The sequence below is a fragment of the Neisseria sp. HMSC70E02 genome, assembly GCF_001838645.1.
GTDB classification, from domain to species: Bacteria; Pseudomonadota; Gammaproteobacteria; order Burkholderiales; family Neisseriaceae; genus Neisseria; species Neisseria macacae.
This window is the reverse complement of sequence record NZ_KV838127.1, coordinates 14,330-30,304: the sequence shown is the minus strand read 5'-3', so window position 1 is coordinate 30,304 and position 15,975 is coordinate 14,330. Positions and strand designations below refer to the sequence as shown.

Genomic DNA, 15,975 nt, shown 5'->3' with positions numbered 1-15,975 from the left:
CGCCGTACTGGTTTAAAGTTAATCCACTATATTGGTGGACGGGTAAAAGACGGCGCAGCAAGGAAACACAGTGCCGCGCTGCTTTTTTTGTAAAACATTATGATACTTCGTTTGCCAAAAAGTTTTTGACTCGGGACGGCAAAGGTCGTCTGAAACTCCCTTTCAGACGACCTTTATGCTTTTTTAGACGCCTGCGGCTGCTTTCAATGCGGCAGCTTTGTCTGTGCGCTCCCAAGTAAATTCAGGCTCTTCGCGGCCAAAATGGCCGTAGGCGGCGGATTTACTGTAAATCGGGCGCAAGAGGTCGAGCATTTGGACGATGCCTTTGGGGCGCAGGTCGAAATGTTCGCGAACCAAGGCAATCAGTTTGTCTTCGCTGATTTTGCCTGTGCCGAAAGTGTCGATGGAAATCGAAGTCGGTTCGGCAACGCCGATGGCGTAGGAAACCTGAATCTGACATTGGGTTGCCAAACCTGCGGCAACGATGTTTTTCGCGACATAACGGCAGGCGTAAGCGGCGGAACGGTCCACTTTGGACGGGTCTTTGCCGGAGAATGCGCCGCCGCCGTGCGGAGCTGCGCCGCCGTAGGTATCGACGATGATTTTGCGGCCGGTCAGACCGCAGTCGCCTTGCGGGCCGCCGATGACGAAGCGGCCGGTCGGGTTGATCAGGTATTTGGTTTCGGCAGTCAGCATTTCGGGCGGCAGAACGGGCTTGATAATCTGCTCAATCACGGCTTTGCTCAGTTCTTCATGGCTGATGGCAGGGTCGTGCTGGGTGGACAGGACGACGGTGTCGATGCGTTTTACTTTGCCGGTTTCACTGTCATAAACCACGGTCAACTGCGCTTTTGCGTCGGGACGCAGCCACGGCAGGCGGCCGTCTTTGCGCAATTCGCTTTGACGCTGCATCAGGCGGTGGCTGTAATAGATGGCAAACGGCATCAGGGTCGGGGTTTCGTCACAGGCGTAGCCGAACATCAGACCTTGGTCGCCCGCGCCTTGGTTCAGGTCGATGCCTTCGCCTTCGTTCACGCCTTGGGCGATGTCGGGGGATTGCTGGTCGTAGTACACGCCGACCGCGCAGCCGTTGGCGTCAAAGCCCAGCTCGGACGAGTTGTAGCCGATGCGTTTGATGGTTTCGCGTGCGACCTTGATGTAGTCCACATGGGCGGTGGTGGTGATTTCGCCCGCCAACACGCACAAACCGGTGTTTACCAGGGTTTCCGCCGCGACGCGCGCTTTGGGGTCTTGCGCCAAAACCGCATCCAAAATCGCATCGGACACTTGGTCGGCTACTTTGTCCGGATGGCCTTCGGAAACCGATTCGGAAGTAAACAGATATTCGCTCATTTCAATATTTTCCTTCAAAAACAAGCCATCTGCTTTCAGACGACCTGTTGTTTCATCATATATCCCACAACGGAAATCATAACAAAATTTCCACCTGCGCTCCATCCAAATGATAAATATTCCCACTTGGATAAAACGGTTCGGAATCCTGCCCGTACAGAACATACGGGCAAAAAAATTCCCGCATCAAGCGGGGGGATTTGAATTGCCCTCTCGGACCACATCGGCTTTGCAGCCGTCCACCTTACCTTTCCGTCTGAAAAGCAGGTTGGCATGGAATTCCCAACTCTTAATGCAGCGCGGATGTTAGCAGAAAAGCCCTTCCCCCGCAAGCCGCGCGCCCCTGCGTTTTACGTTACAATACGTCGTCTGAAAACACCGAATATCCCTATCATGCACCTGCCCTCCGCCATTCCCGCCCTTGCCGCCGCCCTCGCCCTTACCCTGCCCTTGGGCGCGTGCGGCAAAAAAACATCCGAACAAACCGTGCTTCAGGGCGAAACGATGGGCACGACCTATACCGTCAAATACCTTTCAGACGACCTCCCCAACCCGCCCGCGCCCGAAGCCGTGAAAAAGCAGATTGACGGTGCGCTCGAAGAGGTCAACCGCCAAATGTCCACCTACCGCGAAAACTCCGAAATCAGCCGCTTCAACCAAATGCGCGAGACCCGCAAACCCATGCCCGTTTCCGCCGATTTCGCCGCCGTTACCGCTGAAGCCTTACGCCTCAACCGCCTCACACAAGGCGCGCTCGACGTAACCGTCGGCCCGCTCGTCAACCTTTGGGGCTTCGGACCGAACAAAGAAATCACCCGCGAACCCACCCAAGCCGAAATCGACAAAGCCGCCGCCCAAACCGGTACGGACAAAATCATCCTCACGCAAAACGGCAAACAAGCCACGCTCGCCAAAACCCAACCCGAAGCCTATCTCGACCTCTCCTCCATCGCTAAAGGCTTCGGCGTGGACAAAGTAGCAGGCGAACTTGAAAAACTCGGCATCCAAAACTACCTTGTCGAAATCGGCGGCGAACTGCACGGCAAAGGCCGCAACGCCCAAGGCGAGCCTTGGCGTATCGGCATCGAACAGCCCAACATCGTCCAAGGCGGCAACACCCAAATCGTCGTCCCCCTCGACAACCGCTCCCTCGCCACTTCCGGCGACTACCGCATTTTCCACGTTGACCCGCAAGGCAGGCGGCTGTCCCACATCATCGACCCCAAAACCCGCCGCCCACTGTCGCACCGCCTCGCCTCCATCAGCGTCGTCGCCGACAACGCCACCACCGCAGACGGCCTGTCCACCGGACTTTTCGTACTCGGCGAAACCGAAGCCCTCAAACTCGCCGAACAGCAAAACCTCGCCGTTTTCCTGATTATCCGCGACCAAAACGGCTACCATACCGAAATGTCCGGCGCGTTTAAAAAACTACTCCATTAATATCTACAGACTCATATCCATCCCCACAGGAACACCATCATGAAAACCCTACTCCTCACCTTCGGCCTCTTCCTCCTCGTCATCCTCGGCATGGCGGTCGGCTACATTTTTTCCAAGCGCACCATCAAAGGCAGCTGCGGCGGCATCTCCTCGCTGGGCATGAAAAAAGTCTGCGACTGCGACACCCCGTGCGACACGCTGCAAAAGAAACTGGACGAACAGAAACAGCAGGAAAGCAAAGGCATCACCGTCGATCACTGATTCTCGCCCAAATTAGGTTCAGCCTTGCTTTGAACTTGGCAACACAAAAGGTCGTCTGAAACCGCATATTGCAGTTTTCAGACGACCTTTGATTTACAAGCTTGGCTGTTTTTAAAAGGCAGACAGCGATTTAGCAAAGCTGCTCAAATTGCCGTCATTTCCGCGCAGGCAGGAAGGACAGAACAGATATTTCCAATGTCGATTACGATACCAAACTCGCCAAAAAGGTCGTCTGAAAAACCTGAAATCCGTTTTTCAGACGACCTTTTGCTCCATCTTACAAGCGCGTGACGCTCAAGACGCCTTTGACGTCGCCGAGGCTGGCGAGGACGCGCGGGAGGTCGTTGACTTGTTTGACCTCGAGCGTAAACCTCATGCTGGCTTCCAAATCGCGGGACTGGGTTTGCACGGCGGTAACGTTGAGTTTGTGGCGGGCGAGCGCATCGGATACATCGCGCAAAAGTCCCGAGCGGTCTTGGGCGCGGATTTCGACATCGACGGCGAACACTTGTCCTTCCTGCAATGCCGCCCAGCTTGCGTCCAACACTTTTTCGGGTGCTTGTTCGGCGAGGTGTTGGAAAGAGGGACAGGTTTTGCGGTGGACGGAAATGCCGCGCTCGCGGGTAACGAAGCCGACAATATCGTCGGGCGGCGCGGGTTTGCAGCATTTGGCAAGCGTGGTCATCAGACCGTCTTCACCGTCGATGAGCACGCCGGTTTTGCCGCCTTTTTTGATTTTGGACTGTTTGACGATGGTGGTTTCGCTGACGGGTACGGGCGGCGGTTCGTTCAGCGTGCCGCAGGCTTTCTGGATGGCGCGGTTGGAAATTTCGCCCTGTCCGACGGCGGTGTAGAGGTCGTCGAGTTTTTTGTAGCCGAGGTTTTCGGCAAGCTCTTGCAGGTTGGGCTTGGGCGTGAGTTTGGCAAGCTGCTTGTCGAGTTGGACGCGGCCTTCTTCGCGCACGGTGTCGGCGTTTTGCTGGCGGATGTAGGCGCGGATTTTGCTGATTGCCTTGCTGGATTTGACCCAGCCTTCGTAGAGCCAGTTGACGGAAGGATGCCCTTCTTTGGCGGTAATGATTTCGACGCGCTGTCCGTTTTCGAGCGGGGTGGACAGCGGCACGATTTGCCCTTCGACTTTCGCACCGCGGCAGCGGTCGCCGATGCTGCTGTGCAGGGCGTAGGCGAAGTCGATGGGGGTCGCGCCCGTGGGCAGGGAGAGGACTTTGCCGTGCGGGGTCAGGACGTAAATCGTGTCGTTGAAAAGTTCGGTTTTGAAGGCGGCGGCGAGGTCTTCCTTGCCGCTTTCCGCCATGTTTTCGCGCCAGTCCAAGAGTTGGCGCAACCAGGCGATTTTCTGTTCGTAGGCGGAATCGCCTTTGCCGCCCTCTTTATAACGCCAGTGGGCGGCGACACCGAATTCGTTGAATTGGTGCATATCGAAGGTGCGGATTTGCACTTCCACGCCTTTGTCTTCCGGGCCGACGATGACGGTGTGCAAACTTTTATAGCCGTTGCCTTTGGGGTTGGCGATGTAGTCGTCGAACTCGCCGGGAATGGGCTGCCAAAGGCTGTGGACGATACCCAGCGTGGTGTAACACTCGGGAACGGTATCGACCAGAATCCGCACGGCGCGGATGTCAAACAACCCGTCGAAGCTGAGTTTTTTCTTCACCATTTTTTTGTAAATGGAGTAGATGTGTTTCGGGCGGCCGGCGACTTCAAAATGGACGTTATATTTTTTAAGCTCCGCGCGCAGGATGTTGAGGAAGTTTTCGATGTATTCGAGGCGTTCGGTGCGTTTTTCGTCCAAAAGCAGCGCGATTTCGCGGTATTTTTCGGGTTCTTGATGGCGGAAGCCGAGGTCTTCGAGCTGCCATTTGAGCTGCCACACGCCCAAACGGTTGGCGAGCGGGGCGAAGATGTCGAGGGTTTCTTTGGCGACGGCGCGTTTTTCGGGGCTGTCGGGGATATTACTGAGAAACTGCATGGTGCGGGTGCGCATGGCGAGCTTGATCAACACGACGCGGATGTCGGTAACCATTGCCAGCAGCATTTTGCGCATGGTTTCGGCTTGCTGCGCGCGCTCTTCGGAAGTGGCGAGGCTGTCCACGCGGGCGAAGTGGGTGAGCTTCTGCACTTCGTCCACACCTTTGACCAGCTCGGCGACGGTGCTGTTGCAGCGTTCGGAAACCAAGAGGTTCCAATCGGGAACGTAGCGTCCGATGTCGGCAAGCAGGGTCGCGGCGACGGCATCGGAGAGCAGGTCGAGTTCGTTGACCATCTGCGCCGCGCCGAGCAAATGGTCGAGCAGCGGTTCGCCATACGGCGTGGCGGCATCGGCGGGATAGTGTTCCTTTGCCAACGACCATGCGGCGCCGATGAGGTTTTTATCGTTGTCCGGCAGCGCGGCGCAGTAGCTGTCGAACCATTCGCGCAATTCTTGCGGAGTCGCGCTTTGCGTGTCTTGAATCGGGCTGGTGGCGGTCATGATGGTGTCTTTTCGTTTCGATAAAAACAGGTTTATTGTAACAGGTTGCCAAAGGGATTTGCGGGCTGTTTTGCGGGATATAGTGGCTTAACTTTAAACCAGTACGGCGTTACCTCGCCTTAGCTCAAAGAAAACGATTCTCTAAGGTGCTGAAGCACCAAGTGAATCGGTGCCGTACTATCTGTACTGTCTGCGGCTTCGGCCGCCTTGTCCTGATTTAAAGTTAATCCACTATATTGTCTGTAAGCGGGTTGTTTCAGACGACCTTAAATGATATGGTTCGTCCGTTTGATGAACTTGAAAAGGAGTATCCGATGAAGCTGTATATTTACGACCATTGCCCGTTTTGCGTGCGTGCGCGGATGGCGGCGGGGCTGTTTGGCGCGGACGTTGAAGAAGTTGTGCTGGCAAACGACGACGAGGCAACGCCGATCGGCATGATCGGCGCGAAACAAGTGCCCATCCTGCAAAAAGAAGACGGTTCGTTTATGGGCGAGAGTTTGGACGTTGTCCGCTATCTTGACCGTGAGGGTCGTCTGAAAGATGAAATCCGCCCCGAAATCCAGGCATGGTTGGACAAGGTGGGCGAATACAACCTGAAACTCGTCCAGCCGCGCGTGATCAAACTCGGACTGCCCGAATTTGAAACGCCGGAAGCGGTGAAATATTTCACGGATAAAAAAGAGAAAAGCATCGGCAGCTTCGCCGCCAATTTGGAGAAAACCGGTCAGTATGTGCAACGGCTGAACGGGGATTTGGTGGAACTGGAAACGCTGATGACAGAAGGCGGCGCAGGTTTGAACGGCGAAATCGGCATGGAAGACATATTGGTGTTCCCGATATTGCGCAACCTGACCGTCGTGCGCGGTGTCGAGTGGCCGCAGAAGGTTATGGACTACCTGCTGCGCATGAGCGAAGCATCGGGTGTGCCGCTGTATTTCGACCGCGCCTTGTAATAACCGAATCCGCCGGATAAAACAAACGGAAAGGTCGTCTGAAAACAGTTTTCAGACGACCTTTCCGTTTGCGCCCGCCCTACCTTCCGGGAGTGAATGGAATCAGGCGGAACAAGCATGGCGAGAAATTGTTGATGTATGACCCCGAACAGATCGGGTGATACATCAATAATTCCTAGCTGTGCTTATTGTGCGGCAGGTGCAGAAGCAGCAGCTGCGGCTGCGCCTTCAGCGGCGCTGCGTTGGTAGCCTTTGTCTTTCATACATGCATCGAACACGGCGCGGTCTTGGTTTGCACCGGAAGCTTGTTGACATTGAGCGATTGCCTCTTCGACGCTTACGCTAGGGGTTTTAGCTTCTTCAGTAGTTTTGCTGCTAGAGCAGGCACCCAGCATCAGGCTTGCAGCGGCAACGGCGATCAATAAAGTTTTCATGTCGTATATTCCTATTGTGATTGATGGTTTACAGCGCAAATTTGCGTCTGTCTCAAAACAGAGTCTCATCAGTACAATTTAGTTTCATTTACATATGAAAGGTTTTGATAAGTTTGAACTATGACAGTAAATGCCGTCAGGAAATGATAAGCGGTTTCAAAAATTTAAGGGACATAAACGCCGCCGGCATGGCAATGTAAAAAATCCCCTTTCCACTCCGGCAACACCGCCCAATCCCAACACCCCGACCGCCTGCCGTTGGGCGGCGCAAGGGTTTTATGGCATAATCGCGCTTACCTTTCCATACCGCAGAGACCACATCCCCACTTCTGCGGTTTGCCGTAAACCGGCCGCACACTTTGCCGGCGGCATCCTACCGAACACACAATCAAAACATCCTCCCGTTTCAGACGACCCCATGCGGCATTCCGCATCCCGTCCGGACAGAAAGATACCGCCATGAATCCATTCGCCTCACTCGGGCTTGGCAGCGAAATCGTTTCCGCGCTGACCGAACAAGGTTACGAAAACCCGACGCCCATCCAAGCTGCCGCCATCCCCAAAGCACTCGCCGGCCACGACTTGCTCGCCGCCGCCCAAACCGGCACAGGCAAAACCGCCGCCTTTATGCTGCCCAGCTTGGAACGCCTCAAACGCTACGCCACTTCCAGCACCTCGCCCGCGATGCACCCCGTGCGTATGCTGGTGTTGACTCCGACGCGCGAACTCGCCGACCAAATCGACCAAAACGTGCAGGGCTATATTAAAAACCTGCCGTTGCGGCACACCGTCCTCTTCGGCGGCGTCAACATGGACAAACAAACCGCCGACCTGCGCGCCGGCTGCGAAGTCGTCGTCGCCACCGTCGGCAGGCTGCTTGACCACGTCAAACAGAAAAACATCAACCTCAATAAAGTCGAAATCGTCGTCCTCGACGAAGCCGACCGTATGCTCGATATGGGTTTCATCGACGACATCCGCAAAATCATGCAGATGCTGCCCAAGCCACGCCAAACCCTGCTCTTTTCCGCAACCTTCGCGCCCCCCATCCGCAAGCTCGCCAAAGACTTCATGAACGCGCCCGAAATCGTCGAAGTCGCCGCGCAAAATACCACCAGCGCCAATGTCGAGCAGCACATCATCGCCGTTGACGCGCTCAAAAAACGCAACCTCTTAGAGCGGCTGATTGTCGATTTGCAGATGAACCAAGTCATCGTGTTCTGCAAAACCAAACAAAGCGTCGATCAAGTGACCCGCGACCTCGTGCGCCGCAACCTTGCCGCCCAATCCATCCACGGCGACAAATCCCAGCAAAGCCGCCTCGAAACCCTCAACGCCTTCAAAGAAGGCAGCCTGCGCGTCCTCGTCGCCACCGACGTTGCCGCACGCGGCCTGGACATCGCCGAGCTACCCTTCGTCATCAACTACGAACTGCCGACCCAGCCCGAAGACTACGTCCACCGCATCGGACGCACCGGCAGGGCAGGCGCGGACGGCGTCGCCATTTCCCTGATGGACAAAACCGAACAGAAAATGTTTGAATCCATCAAAGAGCTGACCGGCAACGACTTGGCAGTCGAACGCATCGAAGGTTTCGAGCCGAACTGGTGGGGCGCGGACGTCGACGGCGATGCCGCCGCGGACAACCAACCCACATCGACCCGCAGCCGCGGCAGCGACAGAAACCGTTCCGAACGGAACAACCGCAGCGAACGCAATGAACGTAACGAGCGCGGCGACAAATCACCAAAAGCCGACAAAACCGATCCCGGCGCCGCCTGCGGCACCATCGCCGGACGCAGCCGCCGCAGCCGCAGGGAACGCCAACCCTGCGCCCTGCTGCAACCCAATTTCGGCGCAAAATAAAGCCGGTGCTCCATTAAACCCGAAAGGTCGTCTGAAAAAGATTTCAGACGACCTTTTATAGTGGAATTAACATAAATCAGGACAAGGCGACGAAGCCGTAGACAGTACAGATAGTACGGAACCGATTCACTTGGTGCTTCAGCACCTTAGAGAATCGTTCTCTTTGAGCTAAGGCGAGGCAACACCGTCCTGGTTTAAAGTTAAGCCACTCTATCCGCAGGCGAAGCCTTTTCAGACGACCTCACACGCCCAAATACCCTTCCCTGCTGGCAAGCCACCTTGCCAGATGCGCTTCGACGATTTCGGGGTTTTGTTCAATCAGCATCGGAGCGATTTCGCGCGCTTGTTCCAAGAGGTGCAGGTCTTCTTCGAGGTTGGCGAAGCGCAGCATGGGGACGCCGCTTTGGCGCGCGCCGAGAAATTCGCCGGGGCCGCGGATGTTGAGGTCTTGGCGGGCGATTTCGAAGCCGTCGGTGTGTTCGTAGATGACTTTCAGCCGCGCTTTGGCAAGTTCGCTCAAGGGTTCGGCAAATAGGAGGACGCACACGCTTTCTGCTGCGCCGCGCCCTACCCGTCCGCGTAATTGGTGTAGCTGAGCCAAGCCCATGCGCTCGGCGTGTTCGATCACCATCAGGACGGCGTTGGGCACATCTACGCCGACTTCGATGACGGTGGTGGCAACCAATACATTCAGACGACCTGCGGCAAACTGAGCCATGACTTCAGCTTTTTCGGCGGCCTTCATGCGCCCGTGTACCAAGCCGATGTTGAGTTCGGGCAATGCCGCCTGAAGCTGCTCGAGGGTTTCGGTAGCGGTTTGCAGTTGCAGGGTTTCGCTTTCTTCAATCAACGGGCAGACCCAGTATGCCTGCTGCCCTTTGCGGCAGATGTTGAGGACGAAGCCTTCGACTTCGGCGCGGCGGACGTTGTTGACGAGGCGGGTTTTAATCGGGGTGCGCCCGGGCGGCAATTCGTCGATGACGGACACGTCCAAGTCGGCGAAAAAACTCATGGCAAGCGTGCGCGGGATGGGCGTGGCGGACATCATCAGCTGGTGGACGTCGCGCCCTTTGTTTTTGAGGGCGAGGCGTTGGGCGACGCCGAAGCGGTGTTGTTCGTCCACAATCACCAAGCCCAGATTTTGGAACTCGACGTCGTCTGAAAACAGGGCGTGCGTGCCGACGGCGATTTTGACGGTGCCGTCGGCGAGTTTGGCTTTGGCTTCGTCTTTGGCTTTTTTGCGCTGGCTGCCGGAAAGCCAGACGACTTCGAGACCCAACGGCTCAAGCCATTGTTTGAACTTGATGAAATGCTGTTCGGCAAGGATTTCGGTCGGCGCCATCACAGCCGCCTGCGCGCCGGATTCGATGGCGGTCAGCGCGGACAAGGCGGCGACGATGGTTTTGCCGCTACCGACATCGCCTTGCAGCAGGCGGTGCATGGGGTGGGTTTGCGCCATGTCGCGGCGGATTTCGGACACGACTCTTTCTTGGGCATCGGTCAGGGCAAACGGCAAGGCATGGCGCAGGGCTTGGGTCAGCGTGCCGTCGCCGCCCAATGCCGCCGCCGTGCCGCTGACGCGCTTCTGACGCGCCAAGCGCATGGAAAGCTGTTGCGCCAAAAGTTCGTCGAATTTGAGCCGCTGCCATGCGGGCAGCGCGCCGTCTGAAAGTTGGTGGAGGGTGAAACTGGGCGGCGGCGAATGCAAAAGGCACAGGCTTTCGGCGAGGTGCGGCAGTTTCAGACGACCCAATAAGGCATCGGGGAGCGTGTCATGCAGCGGCGTAACGTCCAACGCCGTTTGGATGATGCGGCGCAAAGTGGGTTGGTTCAAGCCGTTTACAGTCGGATAGACAGGCGTGAGACTTTCCGCCAAACCGCTGCCCTCGGCATCGCGGATTTTGGGATGAATCATCTCGTCGCCGTAAAACCCGTGTTTGATTTCGCCCACGGCGCGGATGCGTTTGCCGGCCGCCATCTGCTTCTGATGGCTGGCGTAAAAGTGGATGAAGCGAAGAAAAAGGACGCTGCCGGAATCGTCGGCAATTTGAACGATCAGCTGCTTGCGCGGTTTGAACGTTACTTCCTGATGGATGACTTCGCCCTCGACCTGACACGGCACGCCGATCGGCGCATCCTTAATCGGCATGATGTGCGTCTCGTCCTCGTAACGCAGCGGCAGATGCAAAACCAAATCCCATGCGGTATGGAGGTTGAGTTTGTCGAGCTTCTTGGCGGAAACGTCGGTGATTTTGAGCTGTTTCTGGGTTTCGGGCGTCATCATGGCTTTGTCCTTTAATGACGCGTATTTTAGCTGAAAATGTAAGAAGGGGTCGTCTGAAAGGACGTTCAGCACCAAGTTAATCCTTTATAATAGCGTGTTTTTCAGACGACCCCTGCCCCTGATTACTCCATGAATTATCTGCAAAATATCGCCACCCTCTATCACCTTGACCACCTCCCCTGCGGTCTGCCCGAAGACGAAATCACCGCTGCCGAGCAACACCTAGACATCCGCTTCCCCACCATCTTGCGCGAATATCTGCTCACACTGGGCGGCAACGAGGCGGTCAATCAATCGTTTAACCGATTGTTGCCATTGGAAAAGATGGATTTTGACGGCGATTATCTGGTGCTGATGGAAGAAAACCAAGGCGTATTTCTGTGCGGCATTGCTAAAGCCGATTTGGCGCAAGACAACCCGCCCGTCCATATCGGCTTTTACACCGATGAAACCGAAAGCTACAAATGGCAGCCGCACCTGCCCGATACCCGCACCCTACTGCTGAAACTGGCTTACACCAACGCCGCCATGGGCGGGCTGCACTACTGCGCCAACATCATGGACGAAGAATCGACAGATGCCCAAGCTGCACGTTTTATCCAACAAAACCGCACCGAAATCATAGAACTCCGCCAAGAAAACCAACGCTTCTACACCGACGGTTTTCACGAAATCATCCTGCTTTGCTTCACAAAAAACGGCAACGCAAACGGCGTATTTATCGGCACTGCCGACCAAAACCGCTTTGACACGCTGCTCGAACTGTTCGGCTGGGACAGTTGGCTCTACACTTCTTATGACGATGAAGATGACGAAGAATGTGATGAGGAATAAACCGGCAATATTTTTCAGACGACCTTTACCTGCAAACGGGGAAAACCCATGTCCGACATCCTGATTTACCAAACCGAAGACGGCCGCACCCGCGTAAACCTGCTGGTGCAGGAACACACCGTCTGGCTCAACCAAAGCCAACTGGCCGAACTTTTTGACACCTCCGTACCAAACATCGCAACGCATATCAAAAATATATTGGAAGACAAAGAGTTGGATGAGGATTCAGTTATTAAGGATTTCTTAATAACTGCCGCAGACGGCAAGCAATACCAAGTCAAACATTATGCTTTGGAAATGATTTTGGCCATCGGCTTCCGCGTACGCAGCAAACGCGGCGTGCAGTTCCGTCGTTGGGCTAACGAGATTTTGACGGGCTATTTGGAAAAAGGCTTCGCGCTGGACGACAAACGCCTGAAAAATCCCAACGGACGCGTGGATTACTTTGACGAACTGCTGGAAAGAATCCGCGACATCCGCGCCAGCGAAATGCGGTTTTATCAAAAGGTGCGCGAACTATTCAAACTCTCTGCCGACTACGACCCCACCGACAAAGCCACACAGATGTTTTTCGCCCAAGCGCAAAACAAACTGATTTACGCCGTAACGCAGCAAACCGCCGCCGAACTCGTCTGCCACCGCGCCGACGGCAACGCCCCCAATATGGGGCTGACATCATGGAGCGGCGAACGCGTACGCAAAGCCGATATCGTCATTGCCAAAAACTACCTGAACGCCGACGAAATCGACACGCTCAACCGCCTGACCGTTATCTTTCTGGAAAGTGCGGAACTGCGCGCCAAAAACCGGCAAGGCCTGACGCTTACGTTTTGGCAAAGCCGCATAGACAGCATCATCGCCGATAACGGCTTCGCCGTATTGAAAGGCAAAGGCACGCGCAGCCACAAGCAAATGGAAGCGTTTGCCGGCGAACAATACGATTTGTTCAGACAAAATCGTTTGTCACACATGGCGCGGCAGGCGGAAGCGGAAGATATTGCCGAATTGGAAGCGTTGAAACGGTAGTTTCAGGTAGCCTAGAAACCAATTCCAGAACATTTTTTAACAAATAAATTTTTGAAACACCATGAGTATTGAAATTTTTACCTTCTTAGGAGGCAGTGCAGTAGGTGCTGTAATCAGTACATCTATCAATGCATTTGTTACCTATAAAATCACCAAATCCAATCAAAATTTCCAATTAGAAATGGAACATCAAAAACATCAAAGAGAACAAATTGAAAAGAAATTAACAGAACAAAAAAGAATGTTGCTGGAAATTCATCAATTATTAAGTAAAATTTCCCGTGAGTTTTCTTCAACCGGCATCAATATAAAAAGGGAAGCACAAATAACTGCAGAACAATACGATGCAACGTATTCAGAAATATGCACATCGTGTGATTTAATCAATGCATATTGTGATTTATTTTTTCCAGATTTATCGCGCAATATATATGATATATGTGGCGAAATGAATATGTTTTGGGGGACTTTTAAAAGCTATCTCTACTTTCTGGAAACGCAAGCTGACCAAGAACTGAAGCACAGTAAAATGACTGAACTTGTAATCATAGCCAACAAAATCAATGAACATATTAGAACAGCAAAATATAGGCTATCTTCCATAATGGAAAAAATGGAGTAGCCAAAGTGCGGCTGGATTTTTGAATCAGACTTCCCTATTTCCAAACAAAACATTCATTGCTCAATATATCGTATTTGCCTTTCAGGCAGCCTGCACCCATCCAAAGGACCCCCATGAACATCACCCAAATCCTCTCCCAAGAACTCTCTGCCACCGCCGCGCAAATCACCGCTGCCGTCGAGCTTTTAGACGACGGCGCGACCGTGCCCTTTATCGCCCGTTACCGCAAGGAAGCCACAGGCGGGCTGGACGATACGCAGTTACGACAGCTTGCTGAGCGGCTGCAATACCTGCGCGAGTTGGAAGAGCGCAAAGCCGTTGTGTTAAAAAGCATTGAAGAGCAAGGCAAGCTTTCAGACGACCTCAGGGCGCAAATCGAAGCCGCCGACAACAAAACCGCGCTGGAAGACCTGTATCTGCCCTACAAGCCCAAACGCCGCACCAAAGCGCAAATCGCGCGCGAACACGGTTTGCAGCCACTGGCGGACGTGTTGCTTGCCGAACAGCCGCAGGATGTTGAAGCCGCCGCGCAGGGCTACCTGAACGAAAATGTCCCCGACGCCAAAGCCGCGCTGGACGGCGCGCGCGCGATTCTGATGGAGCAGTTTGCCGAAGACGCAGAACTCATCGGCACGCTGCGCGACAAGCTGTGGAACGAAGCCGAAATCCACGCGCAAGTCGTTGAAGGCAAAGAAACCGAAGGCGAAAAATTCAGCGATTATTTCGACCACCGCGAACCCGTCCGCGCCATGCCCAGCCATCGCGCGCTGGCGGTTTTGCGCGGCCGCAACGAAGGCGTGTTGAACATCGCGCTCAAATACCAGCCCGACGACACACCGATTACCCAGCAAAGCGAATACGAGCAACTCATCGCCCGCCGCTTCAAGGTTTCAGACGGCCACAAATGGCTGCGCGACACCGTGCGCCTGACTTGGCGCGCGAAAATCTTTTTGTCGCTGGAACTCGAAGCCTTAGGTCGTCTGAAAGAAGCCGCCGATACCGATGCGATTACCGTGTTCGCCCGCAATCTCAAAGACTTACTGCTCGCCGCGCCCGCCGGACGGCTGACCACGTTGGGCCTCGACCCCGGCTACCGCAACGGTGTGAAATGCGCCGTGGTGGACGACACGGGCAAACTGCTGGATACGGTCATCGTCTATTTGCATCAAGAAAACAATATGTTGGCAACACTGTCGCGCCTGATTAAGCAGCACGGCGTGAAGCTCATCGCCATTGGCAACGGCACCGCCAGCCGTGAAACCGACAAAATCGCGGGCGAACTGGTACGCGGAATGCCGGAAATGGGGCTGCACAAAATCGTCGTTTCCGAAGCCGGCGCATCGATTTATTCCGCGTCCGAACTGGCGGCGCGCGAGTTCCCCGACTTGGACGTTTCCCTGCGCGGCGCGGTGTCCATCGCCCGCAGGCTGCAAGACCCGCTTGCCGAGTTGGTCAAAATCGACCCCAAATCCATCGGCGTGGGGCAGTATCAGCACGACGTGAACCAAAGCCAGCTCGCCAAATCGCTGGACGCGGTGGTCGAAGACTGCGTGAACGCCGTCGGCGTGGACGTGAACACCGCCTCCGCCCCGCTCTTGGCGCGGATTTCCGGTTTGAATCAAACTCTTGCCCAAAACATTGTCGCCTACCGCGATGAAAACGGCGCGTTCGACAGCCGCAAAAAATTGCTGAAAGTACCGCGCTTGGGCGAAAAAACCTTCGAGCAGGCGGCGGGCTTTTTGCGGATTAACGGCGGCAAAGAGCCGCTGGACGCGAGCGCCGTCCACCCCGAAGCCTATCCCGTCGTTGCCAAAATGCTGGCGCAACAAGGCATTACCGCCGCCGAACTCATCGGCAACCGCGAGCGCGTGAAGCAAATCAAAGCGTCCGACTTCACCGACGAACGCTTCGGCCTGCCAACCATTCTGGACATCCTGTCCGAACTGGAAAAACCCGGCCGCGACCCGCGCGGCGAATTTCAGACGGCATCATTCGCCGAAGGCATTCACGAAATCAACGACTTGCAAGTCGGCATGATACTCGAAGGCGTGGTCTCCAACGTCGCCAACTTCGGTGCATTCGTGGACATCGGCGTCCATCAGGACGGCTTGGTGCACATCTCCGCCCTGTCCAATCGTTTCGTCCAAGACCCACGCGAAGTGGTAAAAGCCGGCGACGTAGTGAAAGTAAAAGTGCTGGAAGTCGATGCTGCCAGAAAACGCATCGCGTTGACCATGCGCTTGGATGACGAGGCCGGCGGCGCAACCAAAGGCAACAGGTCGTCTGAAAGCAAACACTCCGAACGCCGCGACCGCAAACCCCAACGCAACGACCGCGCCCCGACCAATTCGGCGATGGCGGATGCGTTTGCGAAGTTGAAACGGTAAGGCGGGTACCAAAAAAGA

The 15,975-nt window shown here is 55.1% G+C and carries 13 protein-coding genes and 1 riboswitch; of the genes, 8 read left to right on the top strand and 5 right to left on the bottom strand.

The window, feature by feature from the left end:
- Positions 1-183: 183 nt before the first annotated feature.
- On the bottom strand, positions 184-1,353 hold the full coding sequence (metK, locus tag HMPREF3277_RS12095) for a methionine adenosyltransferase (RefSeq protein WP_009312787.1): 1,170 nt from the start codon (positions 1,351-1,353) through the stop codon (positions 184-186).
- A gap of 191 nt (positions 1,354-1,544) precedes the next feature.
- Positions 1,545-1,654, bottom strand: a riboswitch (SAM-I-IV-variant riboswitch).
- A 92-nt stretch (positions 1,655-1,746) separates the two neighbouring features.
- Here metK and HMPREF3277_RS12090 point away from each other — a divergent pair.
- Positions 1,747-2,796, top strand: a complete 1,050-nt coding sequence (locus HMPREF3277_RS12090; RefSeq protein WP_070871264.1) for an FAD:protein FMN transferase — start codon at positions 1,747-1,749, stop codon at positions 2,794-2,796.
- Between the two features lie 39 nt (positions 2,797-2,835).
- Positions 2,836-3,057, top strand: coding sequence for a (Na+)-NQR maturation NqrM (nqrM, locus tag HMPREF3277_RS12085; RefSeq protein WP_003757168.1), 222 nt, complete (start codon positions 2,836-2,838; stop codon positions 3,055-3,057).
- Between the two features lie 277 nt (positions 3,058-3,334).
- Here nqrM and HMPREF3277_RS12080 read toward each other — a convergent pair whose 3' ends face one another.
- Positions 3,335-5,548, bottom strand: coding sequence for a RelA/SpoT family protein (locus HMPREF3277_RS12080; protein WP_003763695.1), 2,214 nt, complete (start codon positions 5,546-5,548; stop codon positions 3,335-3,337).
- A 314-nt stretch (positions 5,549-5,862) separates the two neighbouring features.
- Between HMPREF3277_RS12080 and HMPREF3277_RS12075 the strand changes: the two genes are divergently transcribed.
- A complete protein-coding gene (locus HMPREF3277_RS12075; protein WP_070871263.1) occupies positions 5,863-6,504 on the top strand; it encodes a GrxB family glutaredoxin in 642 nt (213 codons plus the stop codon).
- A 185-nt stretch (positions 6,505-6,689) separates the two neighbouring features.
- Here the strand turns inward: HMPREF3277_RS12075 and HMPREF3277_RS12070 are convergent, their stop codons facing one another.
- Together HMPREF3277_RS12070 and HMPREF3277_RS14135 are read right to left on the bottom strand one after the other, a co-directional pair.
- Positions 6,690-6,938 carry a hypothetical protein gene (locus HMPREF3277_RS12070; protein ID WP_003757173.1) on the bottom strand — a complete coding sequence of 83 codons (249 nt, stop codon included), beginning with the start codon at positions 6,936-6,938 and terminating at the stop codon, positions 6,690-6,692.
- Between the two features lie 293 nt (positions 6,939-7,231).
- Complete coding sequence (locus tag HMPREF3277_RS14135; protein WP_003763701.1) at positions 7,232-7,399, bottom strand: hypothetical protein; 168 nt, start codon at positions 7,397-7,399, stop codon at positions 7,232-7,234.
- On the opposite strand from HMPREF3277_RS14135, the gene HMPREF3277_RS12065 reads away from it, so the two are divergent.
- Positions 7,398-8,804: a DEAD/DEAH box helicase gene (locus HMPREF3277_RS12065; RefSeq protein ID WP_070871262.1), complete on the top strand. Its 1,407-nt coding sequence runs from the start codon at positions 7,398-7,400 to the stop codon at positions 8,802-8,804. The genes HMPREF3277_RS14135 and HMPREF3277_RS12065 overlap by 2 nt on opposite strands.
- A 241-nt stretch (positions 8,805-9,045) precedes the next feature.
- Here the strand turns inward: HMPREF3277_RS12065 and recG are convergent, their stop codons facing one another.
- Positions 9,046-11,088, bottom strand: coding sequence for an ATP-dependent DNA helicase RecG (gene recG / locus HMPREF3277_RS12060; protein WP_141765228.1), 2,043 nt, complete (start codon positions 11,086-11,088; stop codon positions 9,046-9,048).
- 129 nt (positions 11,089-11,217) lie between these two features.
- Here recG and HMPREF3277_RS12055 point away from each other — a divergent pair, with 129 nt between their 5' ends.
- From HMPREF3277_RS12055 to HMPREF3277_RS12040, 4 genes are all read left to right on the top strand, one after another.
- Positions 11,218-11,922 carry an SMI1/KNR4 family protein gene (locus tag HMPREF3277_RS12055; RefSeq protein WP_070871261.1) on the top strand — a complete coding sequence of 235 codons (705 nt, stop codon included), beginning with the start codon at positions 11,218-11,220 and terminating at the stop codon, positions 11,920-11,922.
- A 48-nt stretch (positions 11,923-11,970) separates the two neighbouring features.
- The gene (locus HMPREF3277_RS12050) at positions 11,971-12,948 is read left to right on the top strand and encodes a virulence RhuM family protein (RefSeq protein ID WP_070871260.1); all 978 of its coding nucleotides are present in this window, start codon (positions 11,971-11,973) and stop codon (positions 12,946-12,948) included.
- 61 nt (positions 12,949-13,009) lie between these two features.
- Complete coding sequence (locus tag HMPREF3277_RS12045; protein WP_070871259.1) at positions 13,010-13,570, top strand: hypothetical protein; 561 nt, start codon at positions 13,010-13,012, stop codon at positions 13,568-13,570.
- Between the two features lie 113 nt (positions 13,571-13,683).
- The gene (locus tag HMPREF3277_RS12040; RefSeq protein ID WP_070871258.1) at positions 13,684-15,957 is read left to right on the top strand and encodes a Tex family protein; all 2,274 of its coding nucleotides are present in this window, start codon (positions 13,684-13,686) and stop codon (positions 15,955-15,957) included.
- Positions 15,958-15,975 lie beyond the last annotated feature (18 nt).

Bases quoted from the DNA above. Each gene is read 5' to 3' on its own strand.
- HMPREF3277_RS12050 (WP_070871260.1), top strand. From the start codon at position 11,971: ATGTCCGACATCCTGATTTACCAAACCGAAGACGGCCGCACCCGCGTA.
- recG (WP_141765228.1), bottom strand. From the start codon at position 11,088: ATGATGACGCCCGAAACCCAGAAACAGCTCAAAATCACCGACGTTTCC.
- HMPREF3277_RS12055 (WP_070871261.1), top strand. From the start codon at position 11,218: ATGAATTATCTGCAAAATATCGCCACCCTCTATCACCTTGACCACCTC.
- metK (WP_009312787.1), bottom strand. From the start codon at position 1,353: ATGAGCGAATATCTGTTTACTTCCGAATCGGTTTCCGAAGGCCATCCG.
- HMPREF3277_RS12090 (WP_070871264.1), top strand. From the start codon at position 1,747: ATGCACCTGCCCTCCGCCATTCCCGCCCTTGCCGCCGCCCTCGCCCTT.
- HMPREF3277_RS12080 (WP_003763695.1), bottom strand. From the start codon at position 5,548: ATGACCGCCACCAGCCCGATTCAAGACACGCAAAGCGCGACTCCGCAA.
- HMPREF3277_RS12040 (WP_070871258.1), top strand. From the start codon at position 13,684: ATGAACATCACCCAAATCCTCTCCCAAGAACTCTCTGCCACCGCCGCG.
- HMPREF3277_RS12070 (WP_003757173.1), bottom strand. From the start codon at position 6,938: ATGAAAACTTTATTGATCGCCGTTGCCGCTGCAAGCCTGATGCTGGGT.
- HMPREF3277_RS12065 (WP_070871262.1), top strand. From the start codon at position 7,398: ATGAATCCATTCGCCTCACTCGGGCTTGGCAGCGAAATCGTTTCCGCG.
- HMPREF3277_RS12045 (WP_070871259.1), top strand. From the start codon at position 13,010: ATGAGTATTGAAATTTTTACCTTCTTAGGAGGCAGTGCAGTAGGTGCT.
- HMPREF3277_RS14135 (WP_003763701.1), bottom strand. From the start codon at position 7,399: ATGGCGGTATCTTTCTGTCCGGACGGGATGCGGAATGCCGCATGGGGT.
- HMPREF3277_RS12075 (WP_070871263.1), top strand. From the start codon at position 5,863: ATGAAGCTGTATATTTACGACCATTGCCCGTTTTGCGTGCGTGCGCGG.
- nqrM (WP_003757168.1), top strand. From the start codon at position 2,836: ATGAAAACCCTACTCCTCACCTTCGGCCTCTTCCTCCTCGTCATCCTC.